Source organism: Shewanella sp. 553 (assembly GCF_059338375.1).
In genome coordinates this window covers 3,571,868-3,592,662 of record NZ_CM181701.1, presented here as the reverse complement: position 1 = coordinate 3,592,662, position 20,795 = coordinate 3,571,868, and the positions used below count along the sequence as shown (strand labels likewise).

General features: G+C 47.3%; 19 protein-coding genes. 13 read left to right on the top strand and 6 right to left on the bottom strand.

Features of this window, described 5'->3' with window-relative positions:
* Positions 1 to 15: 15 nt before the first annotated feature.
* Together dut and coaBC are read right to left on the bottom strand one after the other, a co-directional pair.
* Positions 16 to 474: a dUTP diphosphatase gene (gene dut, locus AC5YBZ_RS15840; RefSeq protein ID WP_494543175.1), complete on the bottom strand. Its 459-nt coding sequence runs from the start codon at positions 472 to 474 to the stop codon at positions 16 to 18.
* Positions 471 to 1,667 carry a bifunctional phosphopantothenoylcysteine decarboxylase/phosphopantothenate--cysteine ligase CoaBC gene (gene coaBC, locus AC5YBZ_RS15835; protein WP_494543174.1) on the bottom strand — a complete coding sequence of 399 codons (1,197 nt, stop codon included), beginning with the start codon at positions 1,665 to 1,667 and terminating at the stop codon, positions 471 to 473. The genes dut and coaBC overlap by 4 nt, the downstream gene beginning before the upstream one ends.
* Before the next feature lie 167 nt (positions 1,668 to 1,834).
* Here coaBC and radC point away from each other — a divergent pair, with 167 nt between their 5' ends.
* The 4 genes from radC (at position 1,835) to argA (ending at position 4,751) form a co-directional block, all read left to right on the top strand.
* On the top strand, positions 1,835 to 2,512 hold the full coding sequence (radC, locus tag AC5YBZ_RS15830; protein WP_110457578.1) for a RadC family protein: 678 nt from the start codon (positions 1,835 to 1,837) through the stop codon (positions 2,510 to 2,512).
* Positions 2,513 to 2,635: 123 nt separating this feature from the next.
* Positions 2,636 to 2,872, top strand: a complete 237-nt coding sequence (rpmB, locus tag AC5YBZ_RS15825) for a 50S ribosomal protein L28 (protein ID WP_110457577.1) — start codon at positions 2,636 to 2,638, stop codon at positions 2,870 to 2,872.
* Positions 2,873 to 2,878: 6 nt separating this feature from the next.
* On the top strand, positions 2,879 to 3,052 hold the full coding sequence (gene rpmG / locus AC5YBZ_RS15820; protein WP_028773492.1) for a 50S ribosomal protein L33: 174 nt from the start codon (positions 2,879 to 2,881) through the stop codon (positions 3,050 to 3,052).
* A gap of 379 nt (positions 3,053 to 3,431) precedes the next feature.
* Positions 3,432 to 4,751, top strand: a complete 1,320-nt coding sequence (argA, locus tag AC5YBZ_RS15815) for an amino-acid N-acetyltransferase (RefSeq protein ID WP_494543173.1) — start codon at positions 3,432 to 3,434, stop codon at positions 4,749 to 4,751.
* Positions 4,752 to 4,826: 75 nt separating this feature from the next.
* Here the strand turns inward: argA and rarD are convergent, their stop codons facing one another.
* Both rarD and AC5YBZ_RS15805 read right to left on the bottom strand, forming a co-directional pair.
* Entirely contained in the window at positions 4,827 to 5,711 is an 885-nt protein-coding gene (gene rarD / locus AC5YBZ_RS15810; RefSeq protein WP_494543735.1) for an EamA family transporter RarD, read from the bottom strand.
* 157 nt (positions 5,712 to 5,868) lie between these two features.
* Entirely contained in the window at positions 5,869 to 6,333 is a 465-nt protein-coding gene (locus AC5YBZ_RS15805; protein ID WP_494520725.1) for a thioesterase family protein, read from the bottom strand.
* A 213-nt stretch (positions 6,334 to 6,546) separates the two neighbouring features.
* On the opposite strand from AC5YBZ_RS15805, the gene recQ reads away from it, so the two are divergent.
* A complete protein-coding gene (recQ, locus tag AC5YBZ_RS15800) occupies positions 6,547 to 8,379 on the top strand; it encodes a DNA helicase RecQ (RefSeq protein WP_494520726.1) in 1,833 nt (610 codons plus the stop codon).
* Between the two features lie 10 nt (positions 8,380 to 8,389).
* On the opposite strand, the gene AC5YBZ_RS15795 is transcribed toward recQ, so the two are convergent.
* Positions 8,390 to 10,132: a tetratricopeptide repeat protein gene (locus AC5YBZ_RS15795; protein ID WP_494543172.1), complete on the bottom strand. Its 1,743-nt coding sequence runs from the start codon at positions 10,130 to 10,132 to the stop codon at positions 8,390 to 8,392.
* A gap of 516 nt (positions 10,133 to 10,648) precedes the next feature.
* Between AC5YBZ_RS15795 and leuA the strand changes: the two genes are divergently transcribed.
* The 7 genes from leuA to glpK all read left to right on the top strand — a co-directional run bounded on the left by leuA (position 10,649) and on the right by glpK (position 19,427).
* On the top strand, positions 10,649 to 12,220 hold the full coding sequence (gene leuA, locus AC5YBZ_RS15790; protein ID WP_475515062.1) for a 2-isopropylmalate synthase: 1,572 nt from the start codon (positions 10,649 to 10,651) through the stop codon (positions 12,218 to 12,220).
* 61 nt (positions 12,221 to 12,281) lie between these two features.
* Positions 12,282 to 13,376 carry a 3-isopropylmalate dehydrogenase gene (leuB, locus tag AC5YBZ_RS15785; protein WP_494520728.1) on the top strand — a complete coding sequence of 365 codons (1,095 nt, stop codon included), beginning with the start codon at positions 12,282 to 12,284 and terminating at the stop codon, positions 13,374 to 13,376.
* On the top strand, positions 13,376 to 14,776 hold the full coding sequence (gene leuC, locus AC5YBZ_RS15780; protein WP_494543171.1) for a 3-isopropylmalate dehydratase large subunit: 1,401 nt from the start codon (positions 13,376 to 13,378) through the stop codon (positions 14,774 to 14,776). Before leuB ends, leuC begins: the two co-directional genes overlap by 1 nt.
* 9 nt (positions 14,777 to 14,785) lie before the next feature.
* Positions 14,786 to 15,391, top strand: coding sequence for a 3-isopropylmalate dehydratase small subunit (gene leuD / locus AC5YBZ_RS15775; RefSeq protein WP_494543170.1), 606 nt, complete (start codon positions 14,786 to 14,788; stop codon positions 15,389 to 15,391).
* A gap of 503 nt (positions 15,392 to 15,894) precedes the next feature.
* The gene (locus tag AC5YBZ_RS15770) at positions 15,895 to 17,208 is read left to right on the top strand and encodes an outer membrane protein transport protein (RefSeq protein ID WP_494543169.1); all 1,314 of its coding nucleotides are present in this window, start codon (positions 15,895 to 15,897) and stop codon (positions 17,206 to 17,208) included.
* A 242-nt stretch (positions 17,209 to 17,450) separates the two neighbouring features.
* Positions 17,451 to 17,909: a nuclear transport factor 2 family protein gene (locus AC5YBZ_RS15765; protein ID WP_494524014.1), complete on the top strand. Its 459-nt coding sequence runs from the start codon at positions 17,451 to 17,453 to the stop codon at positions 17,907 to 17,909.
* A 30-nt stretch (positions 17,910 to 17,939) separates the two neighbouring features.
* Complete coding sequence (gene glpK, locus AC5YBZ_RS15760; protein ID WP_494543168.1) at positions 17,940 to 19,427, top strand: glycerol kinase GlpK; 1,488 nt, start codon at positions 17,940 to 17,942, stop codon at positions 19,425 to 19,427.
* A 34-nt stretch (positions 19,428 to 19,461) separates the two neighbouring features.
* Here the strand turns inward: glpK and AC5YBZ_RS15755 are convergent, their stop codons facing one another.
* The gene (locus tag AC5YBZ_RS15755; protein ID WP_494520734.1) at positions 19,462 to 19,749 is read right to left on the bottom strand and encodes a hypothetical protein; all 288 of its coding nucleotides are present in this window, start codon (positions 19,747 to 19,749) and stop codon (positions 19,462 to 19,464) included.
* A gap of 580 nt (positions 19,750 to 20,329) precedes the next feature.
* Here AC5YBZ_RS15755 and mraZ point away from each other — a divergent pair.
* A complete protein-coding gene (mraZ, locus tag AC5YBZ_RS15750) occupies positions 20,330 to 20,788 on the top strand; it encodes a division/cell wall cluster transcriptional repressor MraZ (RefSeq protein ID WP_494520735.1) in 459 nt (152 codons plus the stop codon).
* Positions 20,789 to 20,795: the final 7 nt, after the last annotated feature.

Below are 20,795 nucleotides of genomic sequence, written 5' to 3'. Positions count from 1 at the left end.
GTCTGGCGTGGCAGATTATTGGGTGCCTGAGTGGCCGAAACCACCTTCACCTCTATCTGAACTATCAAACTCATCAACCAGCTTAAACTCAGCTTGCACCACAGGCACAAACACCAGTTGTGCCAGTCGGTCGCCAATTTCTAGGCTGAAAGGTTCACTGCTGCGATTCCAGCAGGAGACCATTAATGGCCCCTGATAATCTGAGTCGATAAGGCCGACTAAGTTGCCCAACACTATGCCGTGTTTATGGCCTAAACCTGAGCGAGGTAAAATGATCGCCGCGAGACTTGGGTCAGCAACATGTACCGCAATACCTGTTGGGATTAACTGGGTTTCACCCGGTGCAATCACTAAGGTGTTGTCAAGCATGGCACGAAGATCCATGCCAGCACTGCCAGGGGTGGCATAAGCGGGCAGTGGAAACTGTGAACCTATACGTGAATCTAAAATTTTTAGTTCAATTGGCGTCTTCATGCTGTTTTCATCTGCTGTGCAATTAAGGTGAGTAACTGTCTGGCTAAGGTCAGCTTATCGGTTGCGGGTAACTCATACTGACCATGAGACCAGAAGACGGTTAGCGCATTGGTATCACTATTAAAACCCTGCGATGGATCTGATACATCGTTAGCGGCAATCATATCCAAATTTTTACGCTTAAGCTTGTCTTTTGCATAATGCGCCACGTCTTGGGTTTCTGCGGCAAAACCAACAGTAAACGGCCGCTGTGGGTGGGCGGCAACGCTGGCTAAGATATCAGGATTACGCACTAGCGCAAGTGCCATCTCGTGTGCTGATTTTTTGATTTTATCGGTGGCAATATCGGCAACGCGGTAGTCACAAACGGCGGCGCAGCCGATAAATATATCGCTATGATGCACTTGCTGCATAACGGCGTCGAGCATCTCTTGGGTCGACTCTACGTTGATGCGATTGATGTTTAGCGGGGTTTCAATATTGACCGGCCCTGTCACTATGGTGACTTTAGCGCCCATTTCGACGGCGGCTTTAGCAAGGGCAAAGCCCATCTTGCCTGAGCTATGATTGGAAATATATCGCACCGGATCGATGGCTTCGCGCGTGGGTCCTGCCGTGAGTAATAGTGATAGACCTTGTAAGATTTTAGGGGCAAAAAACTGTTCGACTCGCTCGGCAATCACCAGCGGTTCCTCCATGCGCCCAGGGCCCACTTCACCACAGGCTTGATTGCCTGAAGCGGGTCCCCAGATGGTGATATCTCTGTCACGTAGCGAGTCTAAGTTGGCTTGAGTTGCCGCATTGCGATACATCTGTTGATTCATCGCGGGGCACAATACCACGGGAGCCTCGGTGGCTAAGCAAGTGGTGGTGATCAGCTCATCAGCCATGCCGGCATTGATACGAGCAATAAGATTGGCGGTTGCAGGAGCAATCAGCACCATATCGGCCCAGCGGGCTAGTTCAATATGCCCCATAGCCGCTTCGGCTGCGGGGTCAAGCAGATCGCTTGCAACAGGGTGACCAGATAAGGCCTGTAGTGTCAGCGGCGTTATAAATTCTTGAGCACTCTGGCTCATCACCACTCTTACATCGGCGCCACGCTCTTTGAGTCGGCGCACTAAATCAGCCGATTTATAGGCAGCAATACCACCACCAATGCCCAGTAATATCTTTTTATTTGTCAGACTCATATTGATCACTAATCGCGTTAATTTGCCTTGCTTCGCATCCGGCTAACCATACCACAATCAGAGTAAAGTAGAGCAAACAAGTTTGTAAAAACTGAGCCATACTCAATAACTCAAATAAAAATGTGGCAAACATAATTGCCAGCCTAGCGCTGCAACATGGAGGTTGTATGACCATCAAGGATTGGCCCAGCGGTGAGGGCCCAAGAGAAAAGTTATTGCATCAAGGCGCGGCGCAACTGTCAGATGCTGAGTTATTAGCCGTGTTGCTTAGAAATGGCTTGCCGGGCCAAAGTGCGGTGTCGTTAGCTCGCACCATGATAGGTCATTTTGGTGGATTACGAGCCTTGATGTCGGCGAAGCAGAGTGAAATGTGCGTGATTAACGGTATTGGACCGGTAAAATACGCCCAATTGCAGGCTGCAATCGAAATAAGTAAGCGAATTTCGAAAGAAAATCTACAAAGAGGCAAGATTTTAACAGATCCTGATTTAACTCGAGACTATTTAATGAGACAATTAGGGGATCGTGCCTATGAAGTGTTTGCCATCTTATTACTCGATAGCCAACATAGAGTGATTCAGTTCGTTGAATTGTTCCGTGGTACCATAGATTCAGCCTCGGTTTATCCACGTGAAGTGGTCAGCCTAGTGCTTGAGAAAAAAGCCGCGGCCGTCATTGTTTGCCACAATCATCCTTCGGGGGTTGCGGAACCAAGTCATGCCGATCGGCGAATTACTGAGCGATTGAAATACGCGCTAGCAACTATCGATGTTTCGCTGTTAGACCATATGGTTATAGGCGATCATGAGATAGTGTCGTTCGCAGAGAGGGGATGGATAGATTGAATATCCCTTGATCTTTGATTTTAGATGCTGTATAAAATGCGCCCTCTTTGTGTGCCTCGGGCGACGGCCATATTCGAGGTACATTAATGCTCGAGCGTTAAATTGTTTTTGGAGAAGATTGACATGTCAAGAGTATGCCAAGTTACTGGCAAGAAGCCGATGGTTGGTAACAACCGTTCGCACGCTAAGAACGCGACTCGTCGTCGTTTTTTACCTAACCTACAGAACCATCGTTTCTGGTTAGAAGACGAAAAGCGTTTCGTTCAACTACGTGTATCTACTAAAGGTATGCGTATTATCGATAAGAAAGGTATCGAAGTTGTTGTTAAAGAACTTCGTGCCCGCGGCGAGAAGGTGTAATAAACCATGGCTAAAGCTAAAGGTAACCGTGAGAAGATCAAGCTAGTTTCTAGCGCTAAAACTGGTCATTTCTACACGACTGAGAAAAACAAACGTAACATGCCAGAAAAAATGGAAATCAAGAAATTTGATCCAGTTATTCGCCAGCACGTTATGTATAAAGAAGCGAAAATCAAGTAACTCTTGATAACGTTTTTTTGAAAAGCCCCTACTTGTAGGGGCTTTTTTTTGCCCTTTTACCTTCCAGTATCCCGACTCGCCACTGTCGTTGTTTAGCTCTCCCTGCATACAAAACTCCCCAACATCATCTTCAAATTCATCGATTCGCTTAAGCTTTACCTCACCTTATTGATAGTCTGACTCCAATGCTTATATATTTTTGCTATTCCATTGAGCAGTTCAACAATGAGTCTACTATCTACTTAAAGGGGGGGAGATGAGCTAATTGTATAAAATGAAAACAAATGCTTTTAAAGTGAATTTAAATGCAATATTATCGGGTTGTTATTCTAATGTGGTCAAGATTGCTTACCCATTTATTGTTATTTAGAGGTCATACGTGCGCACTACTGAACTGGTCGATGGATTTCGTCATTCTGCATCTTATGTCAATGCACATAGGGGCAAAACATTTGTGGTGATGTTGGGTGGAGAAGCATTGGCGCAAAACCAATTTCGCTCCATCATCAATGATATCGCGTTACTGCATAGTCTTGGGATCAAGATCGTGTTGGTGCATGGCGCGCGACCACAAATTGATGCCGCCTTAAAGCAACAGCAGTTGATGCCCGAATACTATAACGGGGTACGTATTACCGATGAAGACTCGTTTAAAGTGATTAAACAGGTGGTCGGTGGTTTGCAGCTCGATATTACCGCGCGGCTGTCGATGAGTTTAAGTAATACCCCTATGCAAGGTGCGCAGATTAACGTGGTTAGCGGTAATTTTGTTATTGCTCAGCCGCTGGGCGTCGATAACGGTGTCGATTACTGCCTAAGTGGCAAAGTGAGAAGGATTGATGTTCAGGGCCTACGGCGTCAATTAGACAACCATGGCATCGTCTTATTAGGCCCTGTGGCAGCATCGGTGACGGGTGAGAGTTTTAACCTCACCGCCGAAGAGGTTGCCACCCAAATTGCCGTGAAGCTCAAAGCCGATAAGATGATTGGTTTTAGCGCCGAAAAAGGCATCTTAGATAGTGATGGCGAAGTGCTGGCGGAGTTAATGCCAACCGATGCACAGCGCATCTTATCTGAGCAGAGCGAAAACGATGATTGGTGTGTGGCCACTCGGGCTTTTTTACAGGCGAGTATTGATGCCTGTCGTAACGGAGTAGCCCGTTGTCACTTTGTCAGTTATCTCGATGATGGCGCACTGTTGCAGGAGTTGTTTTCACGCGATGGCATCGGCACGCAAATCGTGACAGAGAGTGCAGAGCGTTTACGTAGAGCGACGATCTCTGATATTGGTGGGGTGCTAGATTTAATCCGCCCACTGGAGCAAAGCGGTATTTTAGTGCGTCGCTCCCGTGAACAGCTTGAGATGGAGATTGAGCAGTTTATGCTGATTGAGCGTGACGGCTTAGTGATTGGTTGCGCCGCGCTGTACCCGTTTGAGGAAGATAATGCCGGAGAATTTGCGTGTTTGGTGGTGCATCCTGACTATCGTGATGCCGACAGGGGGAGCGTACTGCTAAAAAATATTATTGGTCAGGCTAAGGTTCGCGGTTATTCTCGTTTGTTTGCTTTGACGACTCGCAGCATTCATTGGTTTTTAGAGCATGGTTTCGAGATTGTCGAGGTCGATGCGCTGCCCAATAAGAAGAAGCAACTGTATAATTATCAACGTAAGTCTAAGATATTGGCACTCGATTTATAGTCAGTATATCCACAAAAAAACCACGCTTTGACGTGGTTTTTTGTGTTATTTAGACTGGTATCGTCCGTCATTTAATCAGTGTTGGCGCCTTTTTAATAGCATATCTATGCTAAAGATAACCAGTGCGCTCCAGATGAAGGCGAAGGTGATGCCTTTTTCTAAATCGAACGGTTCATTAAATAGACTAACGGCCAAAACGAACATAATACTGGGGCCAATGTATTGGAAGAAACCTAATATTGACAACGGAATACGTGTTGCTGCTCCGGCAAAACACAGCAGCGGTACCGAGGTGATCACACCAGCTGCAATAAGCAATAAGTTCATATTGATGTCGTTGGTCAATATATTTGCAGTGGCCGAATCTAAAGTTGAAAATAGATAGATCACCGCGACAGGAAGCAATAGCGCGGTTTCAACCAATAACCCTGTTTTAGCATCGACATTGACCTTTTTACGCAGTAAACCATAAAAGCCAAATGAGGATGCCAGTGCCAATGACACCAGTGGGATCGAGCCAAAAGAGATCAGCTGGATCAGTACTCCTGTACAGGCGAGGCTCACCGCAAACCATTGCAGTTTACGTAACCGCTCACCAAGAAATATCATTCCAAGCAATACATTAAACAAGGGGTTGATAAAGTAGCCTAGGCTGGCATCGAGCATGTGATCATTATTCACCGCCCAAATAAACAATAACCAGTTGCCGGCAATTAATATCGAGGTGATGGCCAATACGCCCAGCTGTTTGGGGCGTCGAAATAGGGCTCTAAGCTTAGAAAAACCGCCGATAAATTGCATGAGGATGATCATAAAGACAAAAGACCAAATCACGCGGTGGGTCAGTATTTCTGTCGCAGAAACATTGTGTAATTGTTTGAAATATAAAGGGGCGAAGCCCCAAAGGCAGTATGCGCAAAGCGCCAACACCACCCCTTTACGATATTCAGTATCGGCCATAACGTAGGATTCTAGTCGTAACAAGGAGACGCATTGTAGGGCGCTAGCGGTTTGGACTCAAGCAGGTTATTTGCAGGCCTGAGCTAGTCGTAAGTCACGTATTATGGTCATCCTCACATCAGTTGCGTGGCGCCAATACGCCACGGTTTTATTAGGATCAACCCATCATGTAAGTGCCAGTACCAAAAGCGATGTGAGAGCCCTGCTCGTTATGCAGTTCCATGCGGCACACGGAAACACGGTTGCCAGCGCGAATCACCGTGCCTGTGCCGGTAAATATCTCCCCTCTGCCTGGGCGTAAGTAATCGACACGTAGATCGATAGTGCCAAGGGTGGTTAGACGTTGTTGCAAGGCATCTAGGCTCCAATCATCCCGGCTGGCTACAAGCCCAGAAAATGCCGTCAGCCCACCCACCACGTCGAGCACGGTGGCGGTTACGCCGCCATGTAAAATTTGTTGATGGATATTGCCAATTAATTGAGGCTTCATTTTTACTACTACTTCGACACCGTGGATATCGTAATGCTGAATATGCAGGTCGAGCAGATTATGAAACGGTACTTGTTGGTCAAATATCTCGGCGACGCTGGCTAAAACCTGTGCTTGAATTGCGGTTGTCATTAAGCGATTACTCCGTTAATCATCGGCTTGGTGTAGGGTAAATAACCTATATCTAAACAATACTCTGAAGCAAGCTTTTGCTTAAAACATCACCACCATGGCTAAGCTGGCGTGAGTGATGGCAATAAAAAATGGCGCAATTGTCAGCGTAACCGAGACAAGTGCGATGAGCTTGATTAGAATAGGCGGCCCGATTGATGACTATGATGCCCAATGGATTCTGCAGTAACCCAAGTTGAACCCCATAACACAGATCCGCTCGCCAGTAGTTTGCAGGCGGTATTTGGTTATCGCACCTTTAGGCTGGGTCAGAGAGAGGTTATCGATCAAGTCTTTCTCGGTCATGATGCGTTGGTGATTATGCCAACGGGTGGCGGTAAAAGTCTGTGTTATCAACTGCCAGCGTTGCTCTTTCCCGGGTTAACTGTGGTGGTGTCTCCCTTGATCTCTTTGATGAAAGATCAGGTTGATAGCCTCAAGCAGATGGGCGTGGCTGCGGCTTATTTAAACTCATCGCAATCCCGTGAAACATCGCAACAGATTTTCCAGCAGATGCACCGCGGCGAACTTAAGTTGCTCTATGTGTCGCCAGAGCGGCTGTTAATGGACAGTTTTGTTGATCGTATGCAAGCCTTGCATATTTCGCTATTTGCCATCGATGAGGCGCATTGTATTTCTCAATGGGGGCATGACTTTAGGCCGGAATACGCGGCATTAGGTCGTCTTAGGCAACTGTTTGCCCATGTGCCTATTATGGCATTGACCGCCACGGCGGATCAGGCGACCCGCCAAGATATTTGTCAGCGCCTTGGGATTAGTCCCTATGTGTTATTAACCAGTTTCGACCGGCCTAATATTCGTTATACCGTTGCCGAAAAGCTCAATGCCGCCAATCAGCTTCGGCAATTTATCCAGACGCAAAACGGTAATAGCGGTATTATCTATTGCGGCAGTCGTCGCCGCGTCGATGAAGTCGCAGAGCGGTTGCGTCTGCAAGGTTATAAAGCCGATGGTTATCATGCGGGTAAAACCCAAGAAGAGCGTGGCGATATTCAAGAGCGTTTCTTAAAAGATCAGTTAGATATTGTGGTGGCAACCGTGGCCTTTGGTATGGGGATCAACAAGTCTAATGTGCGTTTTGTGGTGCATTACGACATCCCTAAGAGTGTCGAGGCCTATTACCAAGAAACCGGCCGCGCCGGACGTGACGGCCTCGATGCCGAAGCATTAATGCTGTTTGATCCAGCCGATATTGGCCGGGTAAGGCATCTAATTGAACAGGCTGAACCTGGGCCACAACAACAGGTCGAATTTCATAAGCTTAATACCATGGCCGCGTTTGCCGAGGCGCAAACGTGTCGACGTCAGGTGTTACTGCATTATTTTGATGAGAGTGCGTCTGAACCCTGTGGTAACTGTGACATCTGTTTAGATCCCCCTAAACGCTACGATGGGGTTGAAGATGCACAAAAAGTATTGTCGTGCATTTTTAGACTGCAACAGAAATTTGGTATTAACCATTTGATCGAAGTGCTACGGGGCTCAAAGTCGGCTGGCGTGGTCGATAGAGGGCACGATAAACTCTCAACCTGGGGTATAGGTAAAGATAAGAGCCATGAATTTTGGCTTAGTATTATCAGGCAGATCATTCATTTAGGTTTTGCGAGCCAAGATATCACCCGTGGCTCATCGATTAAGCTCAACCCTCAAGCGCGGGCGGTGCTCAAAGGCGAATTGCCTTTGTTATTAGCCGAACCACGCATCACCTTAACCACAGATGTCAAACGTCGCGGCAACAGTCGGGCGCCGTTAAATTACGACCGAAAATTGTTTGCTCGCCTAAAGTTACTGCGTCGCAGTTTGGCCGAAGAGCTCGATGTGCCACCCTACCTGGTGTTTAACGATGCGACATTAGCCGAGATGGCGGCGATGTTACCCACAAGCCCAGGTGAGATGTTAGCGGTCAATGGCATAGGTGAAACTAAGCTCAAGCGTTTTGGCGATGAGTTTCTCGATGAGATCAGCGATTACCTAGCCGAAGGTTAGTAACCCGGAGTTAGCGCCCTAATTGATCGTTGTATCGACTGAGCTGATCGATGCCTGCACGCTTGGTCAGTGATAACAAGGTGTCGTAATATTGCATCTCTGCCATACCTATCCTAACTTTGTCACCGCCCGGCAATGACGCAATGACGGTGTTTAACTGTTTGACTATCTCTTTCGCCCCGGAAAGTGAGGTAAAGGGCAGCATGATAAGCAGTTGGTCGCTGGCTTTATCGAGCATAATATCTTGTTGGCGCAATTTCTGCCGTATCTCATCTAATAGCGTGGCCATATCGCGAGGCGCAAGATGGCTTGGATTAATCAATAAAATCGTTATTGGATATCCAATTTGTTTAGCGCTGGCAATTAATGCCTGCATCTTTTCATGGGCGGTTAATGGCACCTCTTGCATCTGGGGGGCGTTTTGTTGTTTGCGCAAGCGTGATATTAACATCAGTAATGGCAGCAATAGTGCCGACACGATAATGACAATCAGGCCATAGTTATCATCGATACGCGTGTCGAGTTCGATAGGTTTGGGCTTGTGGCCTTGGGCCAGTTTTTGATAGTGCCCAAGCTGGGCCTTCATTTGTAATAGGCGGGTATTTTTTAAGAACTCATAGCTGTTTTTAATGTTATCGACGCGCTGTAGTTGGTAGTTATAAGCTTGGCGATAGTCGCGCATCCCTGCGAAGTATTCACTTAATAATTGATAGCAGTACACCAATTCATCATATTGATTAGTGCGTTGGCCTATTGCGATGGCTTGTTGCATCAAGTCTAACCCTTGTTGCTCGTCGCCTTTGGTTAAGTAAATTTGCGCCAATAAACGACTAGCGCGCAAGCTATCGTTGATTTTTTTGTGTTTATCGAAGGTGTTAAGGGCGATGTTGAGTAGCTGAATGGCATTCTTGTCATTGTTTCTTAAAAACTCCACCTCGGCGAGCTCAGTATAGCTTTCGGCAAGTTCGGTAGCGGTGGCGAGTTCAGGCATTAAGATTTTTGCTTCTAAAATCATATCATCCCTAAACTTTACCTCTTGATTTTCATGCGCGATTCTAGCAATTGTTAGTAATGTGTTAAGCCTAACTTTACCTATGGTTTGCGGGTAAGTTAACGCCTGTTTTGCCATTGTAAAAGCCAGATTCAGCTGTCCCTTTTTTCTAAATAATTTGGCCCTTGCCAATTGCAGGTAAGCCTGTGGTGGGGTGATCCACTGGATGGGTTGGCGTAAGGCTGCTGGATAGATATCTTGTGCCAAACGAAAGTCTTCTAATGCACTGCTGTCACTTTCAATGTGGGTATCGATTTGTCCACGCAGCAATAGACCATTGACTAAGGATTGAGGCTGTTCAAATTCTCGAGATTGATAGATAGCCGTATCGAGTAAGGTGAGGGCTTGGCGTAGATCGCCGTAATCAATATAAGCTTCTGCCATGCAGTTTAAAAAATAGGGGCTGGCTTGTGGTATATCCAGTGATTTTGCTTGGGCATCGCCCATGCGTGCTAAGTTGATGGCGGCTTCATTGTCGCCTAACTGCACTAAGGCATGGCATTTAAGCAGTGACAATCTTAGCTGTGGTACAGGCGTACTATTCTTGTCATTTAGGCGCTGCTCTAAGATGGCAATATTCGACAGCGCGTCACTAGGGTATTGATAAACAATGGCGGAGAGTTCATCTAACTCTGTCACAGTGTCTGCCCAAGAGGGCAACAGCCATAGGCTGAAGCTGAACACTATGAGACGAAAATCCATTTTTAAAACTCCGAGACCAAACCGTTAAAAATACTCCATTGGTCGCATTATACTGAGTTTTCATCAGTGATTGCATAAAAATTAACGCCTTCACTTGTAAAGCGTGATCTCGCTGGGTTTACATTTATCATATTGTAAGGAGGCCGCTTGTTGGCCGAATATGCTGTTTTATCGCCACGATCTGTACGGTAAATCGACGTTGTTATGGTTATGTTTCATTAAATGTGAAAAATATGGGGTTGACTATTTAGGCTGCACACGTTAAAAAGTTAAGTGTTACCTCGAAAATATCGAATAAATACTTATTTTTTTTGAATAGATAGAAGATGATTACTAACCGTGCATTACTCAGCCTCATTATTCTCCTTCTCGCAGAACCTGCGCGGAGAATGTAGTGTTGCACGCTTAATAACACCAACAGCATTCATAAACCCCGCGCTCAACACCGCGGGGTTTTTTTGTATATGGATTGGATAAACACGCAACAAAGAACCTAGTCGTTCACGGAGAAACGAGATGTCTAACCGAGTGATAATATTTGATACAACCTTACGTGACGGCGAGCAAGCGCTGGCGGCCAGTTTAACCGTGAAGGAAAAATTACAGATAGCACTATCACTGGAACGACTCGGTGTAGATGTGATGGAGGTGGGCTTTCCTGTCTCTTCTCCAGGAGATTTTGACTCGGTGCAAACCATTGCTCGCACGATTAAAAATAGTCGAGTCTGCGCCTTAGCCCGTGCGCTAGAGAAAGACATTGACGCCGCTGCTCAGTCGTTATCGGTCGCGGAGCAATTTCGTATTCACACCTTTATCTCTACCTCGACCATCCATGTAGAAAGTAAGTTAAAACGCTCTTTCGACCAAGTGCTTGAGATGGCGGTGGCGGCAGTCAAATACGCCCGTCGTTTTACCGATGATGTCGAGTTTTCCTGCGAAGATGCAGGGCGCACGCCAATCGATAATCTTTGCCGAATGGTGGAAGAAGCCATTAAGGCGGGCGCTAAGACCATCAATATTCCTGATACTGTGGGTTATACCATTCCCAGCGAGTTTGGCGGCATCATCGAAACCCTGTTCAACCGTGTCCCCAATATCGATCAAGCGGTGATCTCTGTACATTGCCACGATGACTTAGGGCTATCTGTGGCTAACTCAATTACCGCAGTGCAGCATGGTGCTAGGCAGATTGAATGTACCGTCAATGGTATCGGCGAGCGTGCCGGCAACTGCTCGCTAGAGGAGATCGCCATGATCTTAGCCACTCGAAAAGCGGCATTAGGGTTAGAAACGGGCATTAATGCCAAAGAGATCCACCGCACCTCTAACCTCGTCAGTCAGCTTTGTAATATGCCAGTGCAAGCCAATAAGGCGATTGTGGGGGCGAATGCGTTTACTCACTCTTCGGGTATCCATCAAGATGGCATGCTTAAGGCGCAAAATACCTATGAGATCATGACACCCGAGAGCATAGGGCTAAATCGTAATAATTTAAATATGACCTCGCGTTCAGGCCGTCATGTGATTAAGCATCGCATGCAAGAGATGGGTTATGCCGAGCACGATTATGATATGGATACCCTCTATGAGGCTTTCTTAAAGCTGGCGGACAAAAAAGGCCAAGTGTTCGATTATGATCTTGAAGCCTTGGTCTTTATAGAGGCGCAGGCCGATGATGAAAATCAATATAAATTGCAACAGTTAGTGGTGCATTCTGACTCCACCCAAGGACAGGCCACCGCGACGGTGACGTTAGAGGTGGGCGAGCAAGTGGTCACCGAAGCCGCTACGGGCAATGGTCCGGTCGATGCTGCGTACAACGCCATTACCCGCGCCAGTGACTGCCAAATCAATATCTCTAGCTATAAATTAAGCGCCAAAGGCGAAGGCCAAGATGCCCTAGGCCAAGTCGACATTACCGCTAAGTACCATGAGCAGAATTTCCATGGGGTGGGGCTGGCAACCGATGTGGTTGAGGCCTCTGTACAAGCCCTTATCCATGTGATGAACCTAACATGGCGTGCCGATAAGGTCGCTGAGAATAAAACTAAAATTCAACAAGGCCGGGCGGTATTGGGTGGTGTGTAACGCCAACATGAGCGGACCTTTTTGACCATAATTGAGTAAATAAGCAGGGAGTGGGTGATTAATGAGTTATCAAATAGCAGTGCTCGCCGGAGATGGTATTGGGCCAGAAGTTATGGCCGAAGCACGCAAGGTACTGAGCGCCGTTGAAGAGCGGTTTAACTTAGATATCGAATACAGCGAATACGATGTGGGCGGCGCGGCCATCGACAATCACGGTTGTCCATTACCTAAGGCGACACTCAAGGGGTGTGAAACTGCCGATGCCATATTATTTGGCTCTGTGGGAGGGCCAAAATGGGAACACTTGCCTCCTAATGAGCAACCCGAGCGCGGCGCGTTACTGCCACTTAGAGGCCACTTTGAGCTATTTTGTAATATCCGCCCAGCCAAATTACACCTAGGTTTAGAGCACATGTCGCCGCTGCGCAGCGACATATCAGCACAAGGTTTTGATGTGTTATGTGTACGAGAGCTCACTGGTGGTATTTACTTTGGTAAACCTAAAGGGCGCCAAGGTGAAGGCGAAAACGAAGAAGCCTTCGACACTATGCGTTACAGCCGCAAAGAGATCCGCCGCATTGCCAAAATCGCCTTCCAAGCCGCCCAAGGGCGCCGCAAAAAAGTGACCTCGGTCGATAAGGCCAATGTGTTAGCCTGCTCGGTGTTATGGCGTGAAGTGGTTGAAGAGGTGGCTGCCGATTTTCCCGATGTTGAGCTTGAACATATCTATATCGATAACGCCACCATGCAGCTGCTACGTCGTCCGTTCGATTTTGACGTGATGCTGTGTTCCAACCTATTTGGCGACATTATCTCCGATGAAATCGCCATGTTAACTGGCTCAATGGGCTTGCTATCATCGGTCAGCCTTAATAGTGATGGCTTTGGTTTGTATGAACCCGCTGGTGGCAGTGCACCGGATATTGCAGGCCAAGGCATTGCCAATCCCGTAGCTCAAATCCTTTCTGCCGCCTTATTATTGCGCCACAGTCTTAAGTTAGAACAGGCCGCAGAGGCTATCGAGGTCGCTGTGGCTAAGGCGCTTAGCGACGGTTATTTAACCGCAGAATTATTGCCCGCTAGCAAGCGCGGTAATGCCAAATCAACCCGTGAAATGGGCGACTACATCGCTCAAGCAGTCAGAGAGGCAAACTAATGGCGAAGACACTCTATGAAAAAGTATGGGACAGCCATATTGTTGCCGCACCCCAAGGCGAAGCGCCACTGATCTATGTTGACCGACATTTGGTGCACGAGGTGACATCACCTCAAGCGTTTAGTGGCTTAAAGGTGGCGGGTCGTAAATTGCGCGCCCCTGAAAAAACCTTTGCCACCATGGATCACAATACCTCCACCAAGAGTGCCAGCTTAGATGCCCTAAGCCCAATGGCTCGCATCCAAGTAGAAACCTTGGCGCAAAACTGCGAAGAGTTTGGTATTCGTCTTTATGACATTCACCATAAAAACCAAGGCATAGTGCATGTGATGGGCCCAGAGCTGGGGATCACCTTGCCCGGCACTGTCATTGTGTGTGGTGATTCCCATACCGCGACCCATGGCGCTTTTGGCGCACTGGCATTTGGTATTGGTACCTCTGAGGTTGAGCATGTGATGGCGACGCAGACTTTGCGCCAGCTTAAAGCCAAAACCATGAAGATTGAGGTGCGTGGTCACGTTGCCGATGGCATTACCGCTAAAGATATCGTGCTGGCCATTATCGGTAAAATCGGCATGGATGGCGGTACGGGTTATGTGGTTGAGTTCTGTGGTGAGGCGATTGAAGCCCTGTCGATGGAAGGCCGTATGACTGTGTGTAACATGGCGATTGAAATGGGCGCCAAGGCGGGGATGGTGGCGCCCGATGCGACGACTATCGATTATGTCAAAGGGCGTGAATTTGCGCCAAAAGGGGCCGATTGGGAGAGTGCCGTTGCTGCATGGCGTGAATTACGCAGCGATGATGATGCTGTTTTTGATGCTTATGTGGTGTTACAGGCTGCGGACATCGCACCGCAACTGACTTGGGGCACCAATCCTGGTCAAGTGGTGGCTATCGATCAGCCGGTACCTAATCCGCTGGATGAAACCAATCCTACCTCCCGCAGCAGTATCGAAAAAGCCCTTGAGTATGTAGCGCTTACAGCAGGCACCCGCATGACTGACGTCTCAATTAATAAAGTGTTTATCGGCTCGTGCACCAATTCGCGTATCGAAGATCTGCGCTCAGCGGCACATCAGGCCAAAGGGCGCAAGGTGGCTGCGGGCGTTACCGCCATAGTGGTACCAGGCTCAGGCCTAGTGAAAGAACAGGCCGAGGCCGAAGGGTTAGATAAAATCTTTATTGATGCAGGTTTCGAGTGGCGCTTGCCCGGTTGCTCTATGTGTTTGGCGATGAATGACGACAGGTTAGAAGCGGGCGATCGCTGCGCCTCCACCAGTAACCGTAATTTTGAAGGGCGCCAAGGGCGCGGCAGTCGCACCCATTTGGTGAGTCCGGCGATGGCGGCTGCAGCAGCTGTTGCTGGTCGTTTCGTCGATATTCGCAAAGCCTATTAGGAGAGCATTATGCAAGCATTTACCACTCATACTGGCCTAGCAACCATGATTGATAGCGCTAATATCGATACCGATCAAATCATTCCTAAGCAGTTTCTATCTAAGGTGACTCGTGATGGTTTTGGAGTGCATCTTTTTCATGACTGGCGTTATCTCGATAACGCTGGGGATACACCTAATCCTGCATTTAGCTTAAACCAAGCGCGCTATGCCGGCGCATCAGTGTTGCTCGCCAAAGAGAATTTTGGTTGTGGCTCAAGCCGCGAGCATGCGCCATGGGCCTTAGCCGATTTTGGCTTTAAGGTGATAATCGCCCCAAGTTTTGCCGATATCTTTTATGGCAATTCAATCAACAATGGCCTGTTGCCTGTCTGTTTGACTGAGGCGCAAGTACAACAGTTGATGGATGAGGTCAGCGCACAGCAAGGTGCCCAGGTGACGGTTGATCTGCAACGCCAGCAAGTTATTGCGCCCTCAGGTGCCGAGTTTGCCTTTACGATTGCCGAATCGGCGAGGCACAACCTACTCAATGGATTAGATGCCATCGGCATTAGTTTAACCTACAGCGAGGCTATTGCTGCTTATGAGGCGCAGAGTCCCGCTTGGCGAGCTTAATGTTACCTTAAATTTTTAGCGTACAGTTGTACTACACCTGTTTAAATTTGAGCCAGTTCAACATTATGTTGTGCTGGCTTTGTGCTATTAGTCGCTTGCAAATACAGTAATAACCTTTCTTTACAATAGCTTACTCTTTTTGAGTGATGGTTTTATATACTGTATAAGCAAGGGTAGTGATTTATGCTGCTATTTTTCAATGATTATAGTGAACACTTGTATTATTAATCTTATGATTTTAAGTTTCTGATTAATGTGTTCTTTTTGTTTTTATAGTGTGTTTTTAAGGTTGATTAAGTGAACATTGATCACACTTTTAGCCCGTTACGCACCCCTTTTATCGGCAACTTACTGTGTATTTAACTGCTATAGAGAGTCACTTTTAGCATAATTCACTAAAATGATTTCTTTGCTTGTAAAGATATTCTGCGTAAGTAGACTGCGGCTCACTAAAAGACTGGAGTGATAACTCTAAGTCAGATGATAACAATAAGAGAGCCACGATGAATAAGCGTATTTTATCTTTAGCGGTACTTGCAGCCATGACTGCACCTTTAACTCAAGTTCAAGCAGCAGGTTTTCAGCTTGCAGAATATTCAGCCACAGGTTTAGGCCGCGCCTATGCCGGTGAAGCGGCGATAGCGGATAACGCGGCCGTGCAAAACCGCAACCCAGCCATGCTGACCTATTTAGCGGGCACGCAAATGACCGCAGGTGCGATTTTGGTGATGCCAAATATCGATATCAATGGCGAAGTCACTTATACCGATGGTATTAATGCCACTTCTGCACAAGATATTGCTGATGACGCGGTAGTGCCTAACTTTTACCTGTCGCATCAGTTGAATGACCAGTGGTTTGTAGGCCTAGGTATTGGCAGTAACTTCGGTATGGCGACCGAGTTAGATGATAGTTTCCGCGGCACCCAGTTTGGTAGCGAAGCCTCGGTGACCACTGTGGAAATCAACCCAAATGTGGCTTACCGTATTAATGACCAGTTCAGTGTTGGTGCTGGTGTGCGTTTAGTCTTAGGTGAAGGTAGCATTGGTGCTAAAAGTTCTGCTGACGTTACATTGCCGCCGCAAATGGGCAGTCTTACGGTGCCTAAAGGTACAACCCTTAAGTATATGGAAGGTGATGATGTCGCCTGGGGTTGGCAGTTAGGCGCGACTTGGCAGTTAAACGATGCGCATCGTATCGGTGTTAACTACCGCTCGGCAGTCGATTTCAATCTTGAAGGTGAAGCCAATGGTTTTGCCTTCAACCCACTCGATCCAAACAAGCAGCTAGCTGGCTCTATGGAGTTGTCGTTGCCGGCAACGGCTGAGATCGCCTCTTTTCACCAGTTAAGTAATGATATTGCGGTGCACGCGAGCATCAATTGGACTGACTGGAGTTCATTTGAAAAGCTAGAAGCCGTGATCCCAGCGCTAACTAAGCCAACACAATTGGTGAAGCAAGAAAACTGGCAAGATAGCTATCGCTTCGCTTTAGGTGCGACCTATGACCTGTCGGCGTTATCGACACTGCGTGCTGGTATCGCTTATGACAAATCGGCAGTATCGGATGACAACCGTACCCTTACGATCCCTGAAATGGACCGTGTTTGGGTGAGCGCTGGTTACAGTTATAAGATGAGCAAGCAGTTGGATCTAGATGTCGGCGTTACCTACATCTTTGCCGACGAGTCAGCAGTGAACGAGCCGCGTCCGGGTATCGCATCTGATCTTGCTTCAGCTCCTTTTGGTGGCACATTTAGCGGCACAACCAGCGGTAACATCATGTTATTCGGTGTTCAGGCCAGCTATCGTTTTTAAGGGCTAACAGAATTTAAAAAGGGTTGAAGCGTTATGCTTCGACCCTTTTTTTATGCAAGTTATTGGGGCAATGGTGCTTTTGGTATGAGGTGGTGAGTAACTTTTATTCGCAAAATGGATCTTAGGCGATTATATTCTTCTCAATATCAAACTATTATTCACTATCCTTGATTGTTGCCGTATTACTGCGTCGGCCGTTATGGTGTTATTGGTTTGACTTTAATTCATATAAGAGGTGCAAAATGAAACCCTTACTCCTAGCCGCAAGCATAGCGCTACTGCCGATGTCGGCTATTGCCAACCCCCAGTCAACAGAAGTAGTTAAAGGCTTTATTGACGCCTATAACCAACACAGTGTCGAGCAGATGATGCAGTATGTGACCGATGATGTACGCTGGATGCACATTACGGGCAGCCAAGTCGATATTGAAACGGCTAATAAGAGTCAGTTTGGTGCGGCGATGACAGATTACTTCGAAACCTTAACCCATCCCAAGGCCACTATTTTACAGATGATCGATTCATCGCATTATGTCAGCACGGTCGAGCGAGTCAGTTGGACTCACGAAGGCGAAGAGCTGAGTCAATGCAGTATTGGTAATTTTAGAGTGCAAGAGGGCAAAATTGCCGAGTTTTGGTATTTGCCGGCTCATGCCTGTGATGATGTGCCAGATGTTAACTCTGCCGATGAAGCGCGTTAATCTATTAAGTCAGAGTATGGAGTTGTTATAGTGGATAAGCGTTATGTCATCGCACTGGATCAGGGCACAACCAGTTCTCGAGCGATGATTTTTGATCATGATGCCAATATTGTTGCCGTTTCGCAGCGAGAATTTGCACAGATATACCCCAAGGCGGGATGGGTTGAACATGATCCGATGGAGATCTGGTCATCGCAAAGTTCGACCTTAATCGAAGCTTTAGCACGTGCGGGCATCCATGGCGATGAGGTCGCCGCAATTGGTATTACTAATCAGCGTGAAACCACCGTTGTGTGGGACAAAACCACGGGTAAGCCCATTTACAATGCGATTGTGTGGCAATGCCGTCGCAGTCAGCCTCTGTGTGAGGAACTTAAGCAGCGTGGCCTAACCGAATATATTCAGCAGACCACTGGCTTATTGCTCGATCCCTATTTTTCAGCCACTAAGATCCGCTGGATTTTAGACAATGTTGTAGGAGCGAGGGAGAAGGCCCAAGCAGGCGATTTGCTGTTTGGTACTATCGATACTTGGTTAGTCTGGAAACTGACGGAGGGCAAGGTCCATGTGACCGATCCCACTAATGCTTCGCGTACCATGTTGTTTGATATTCACAAGCAACAGTGGGATCCACTGTTGCTTGATGAGCTCGATATCCCCGCATCCATGTTACCCGAGGTTAAACCCTCATGTGCCATCTATGGTAATACTCGTATTGCCGGCGAGGGCGGTGAGATCCCTGTTGCAGGCATGGCGGGCGATCAGCAGTCGGCGCTTTTTGGTCAGTTATGTATAGATGAAGGTATGGCTAAAAATACCTATGGCACAGGTTGTTTCTTACTGATGAATACTGGCCTGCAGGCAGTGCAATCTCGTCATGGGCTATTGACCACTATTGCCATTGGTGCCGAATGTGAAGTGAATTACGCTTTAGAAGGCTCGGTATTTATGGGCGGGGCGACAATCCAATGGCTGCGTGATGAATTAGGGCTTATTCGTGATGCCCAAGATACCGAATATTTCGCCTCAAAAGTGAGTGACACTAATGGCGTCTATCTGGTGCCTGCGTTTGTGGGATTAGGCGCCCCTTATTGGGATGCCAATGCCCGTGGCGCGCTGGTGGGTCTGTCTCGTGGGGCTAATCGTAATCATATTATCCGTGCCGCGCTTGAGGCTATCGCCTACCAAAGTAAGGATCTACTCGATGCCATGCTTAAAGATAGTGGCGTGCAATTAAAGCAGATAAAAGTCGATGGCGGCGCGGTGGCAAATGATTTCTTGATGCAGTTTCAAGCTGATATAACCAATGTTGAAGTGCAGCGTCCGGCAGTGACTGAAACGACCGCCATGGGCGCGGCATTTCTGGCGGGGCTTGCTGTAGGGTTTTGGCAATCTACAGCAGAGTTAAAGCATAAGGCGGGAGTAGATAGGTGTTTTCGTCCGTCAATCAGTTGTGATACGCGCCAAGCGTTATATCTGGGGTGGAAGCAGGCGGTTGCACAAGTGACTGAACACTAGTTATTGTGGCTTGTCTGGTTACGCTAAGCTAAACCTATACTTCGATATCAATACGGGGTAAAGGGGATGACAGGGCCTCATCTTGAGCGCGCTGTTCTTGGGCTTTACGATGTGCACGGCCGCGCCTATCGCCGCGCGGGTTAGCGCGTCGCTCTTTTTGTTTCCGTCGCTCTAAATGCGGCGGCAATTGAGCTTGAGGCGCCTCATGGCTGTCGGCATGAATAGCCTCAATATGTTCAGTTTGCTCAACGATCCGCTTACGTTTGGAGACTTGAATCACAGGTCTTGCCAGCATGGCGTATACACTGTCTAAACTAATCATGTTGTTTCCCCCGGCCTAAGTATTCACTTTATCTTCCTTGTCCTAACCTATATCGGCTAAGTGTGGTTAATTTTTAGTCTATTTTGTTTTTATTATTTTTACCAATCTTGTTTGCTCAAGCCGTAAGGATACGAGAAGCTGCCAACTAACGAATGCAGTGCCAGTACAATCGTGTGGCTAGCTATATAAGTCGAAATAACGGCTAACGCGGGTATTGAGCCCTAAAGCTTGTGCTACTCGCCTAGTAGCGAGTTGTTGACTCTCGGACATGCTCCCGAGCGCTATAAACCAATACCTGATCGATCAATATAAGGGTGGCCGATCCACTTTATGGCTTATTCAGGTAGTTTTGATGATATTTTGTACTGTAACAATGGGATAGCAATCCCTCTATACTACTTTTAGGTAGTGAATTATCCCTGTTATTAAATATTTACAAACATGCCGCTAAGCCGCTTGAATACTGGCTTTATAAATAGTTTCATTCCTTGACAATACTTGCATAGTATCTCTAAACTTAGCATCTGTGGGAAATTGTGGATATTTGTGGATCTATTAATTTTAACAAGGATGAATTGACGTGTTTCGTGGTGCGAGCGCTATAAACCTTGATACTAAAGGACGGATCGCCATTCCAAAGCGATACCGGGAGACGTTGCACGCCGAATTTAATCGTCAGTTGGTCATTACTGTCGATTTTGACGACCCCTGTTTACTGCTATATCCGCTAGAAGCTTGGCAGAAGATCGAAGCCAAGTTATTGCGGTTATCAGACACCCAAAAGTCAGAGCGTTCGTTGAAACGAATGTTACTCGGCTATGCCCACGAATGTGAATTAGACACCAATGGGCGCCTGCTATTGCCCCCTCCTCTGCGTCAGTACGCCAACTTAGACAAGCGTGCGATGTTGGTGGGCCAACTGAATAAATTTGAGCTGTGGGATGAAGCGCAATGGCAGCAACAGATCCAACTTAGCCATGAAATGATTCAAAGCGAAGCGTTTGCGGATAGCGAACGTTTGGCTGACTTCTCTTTGTAATAAAGAG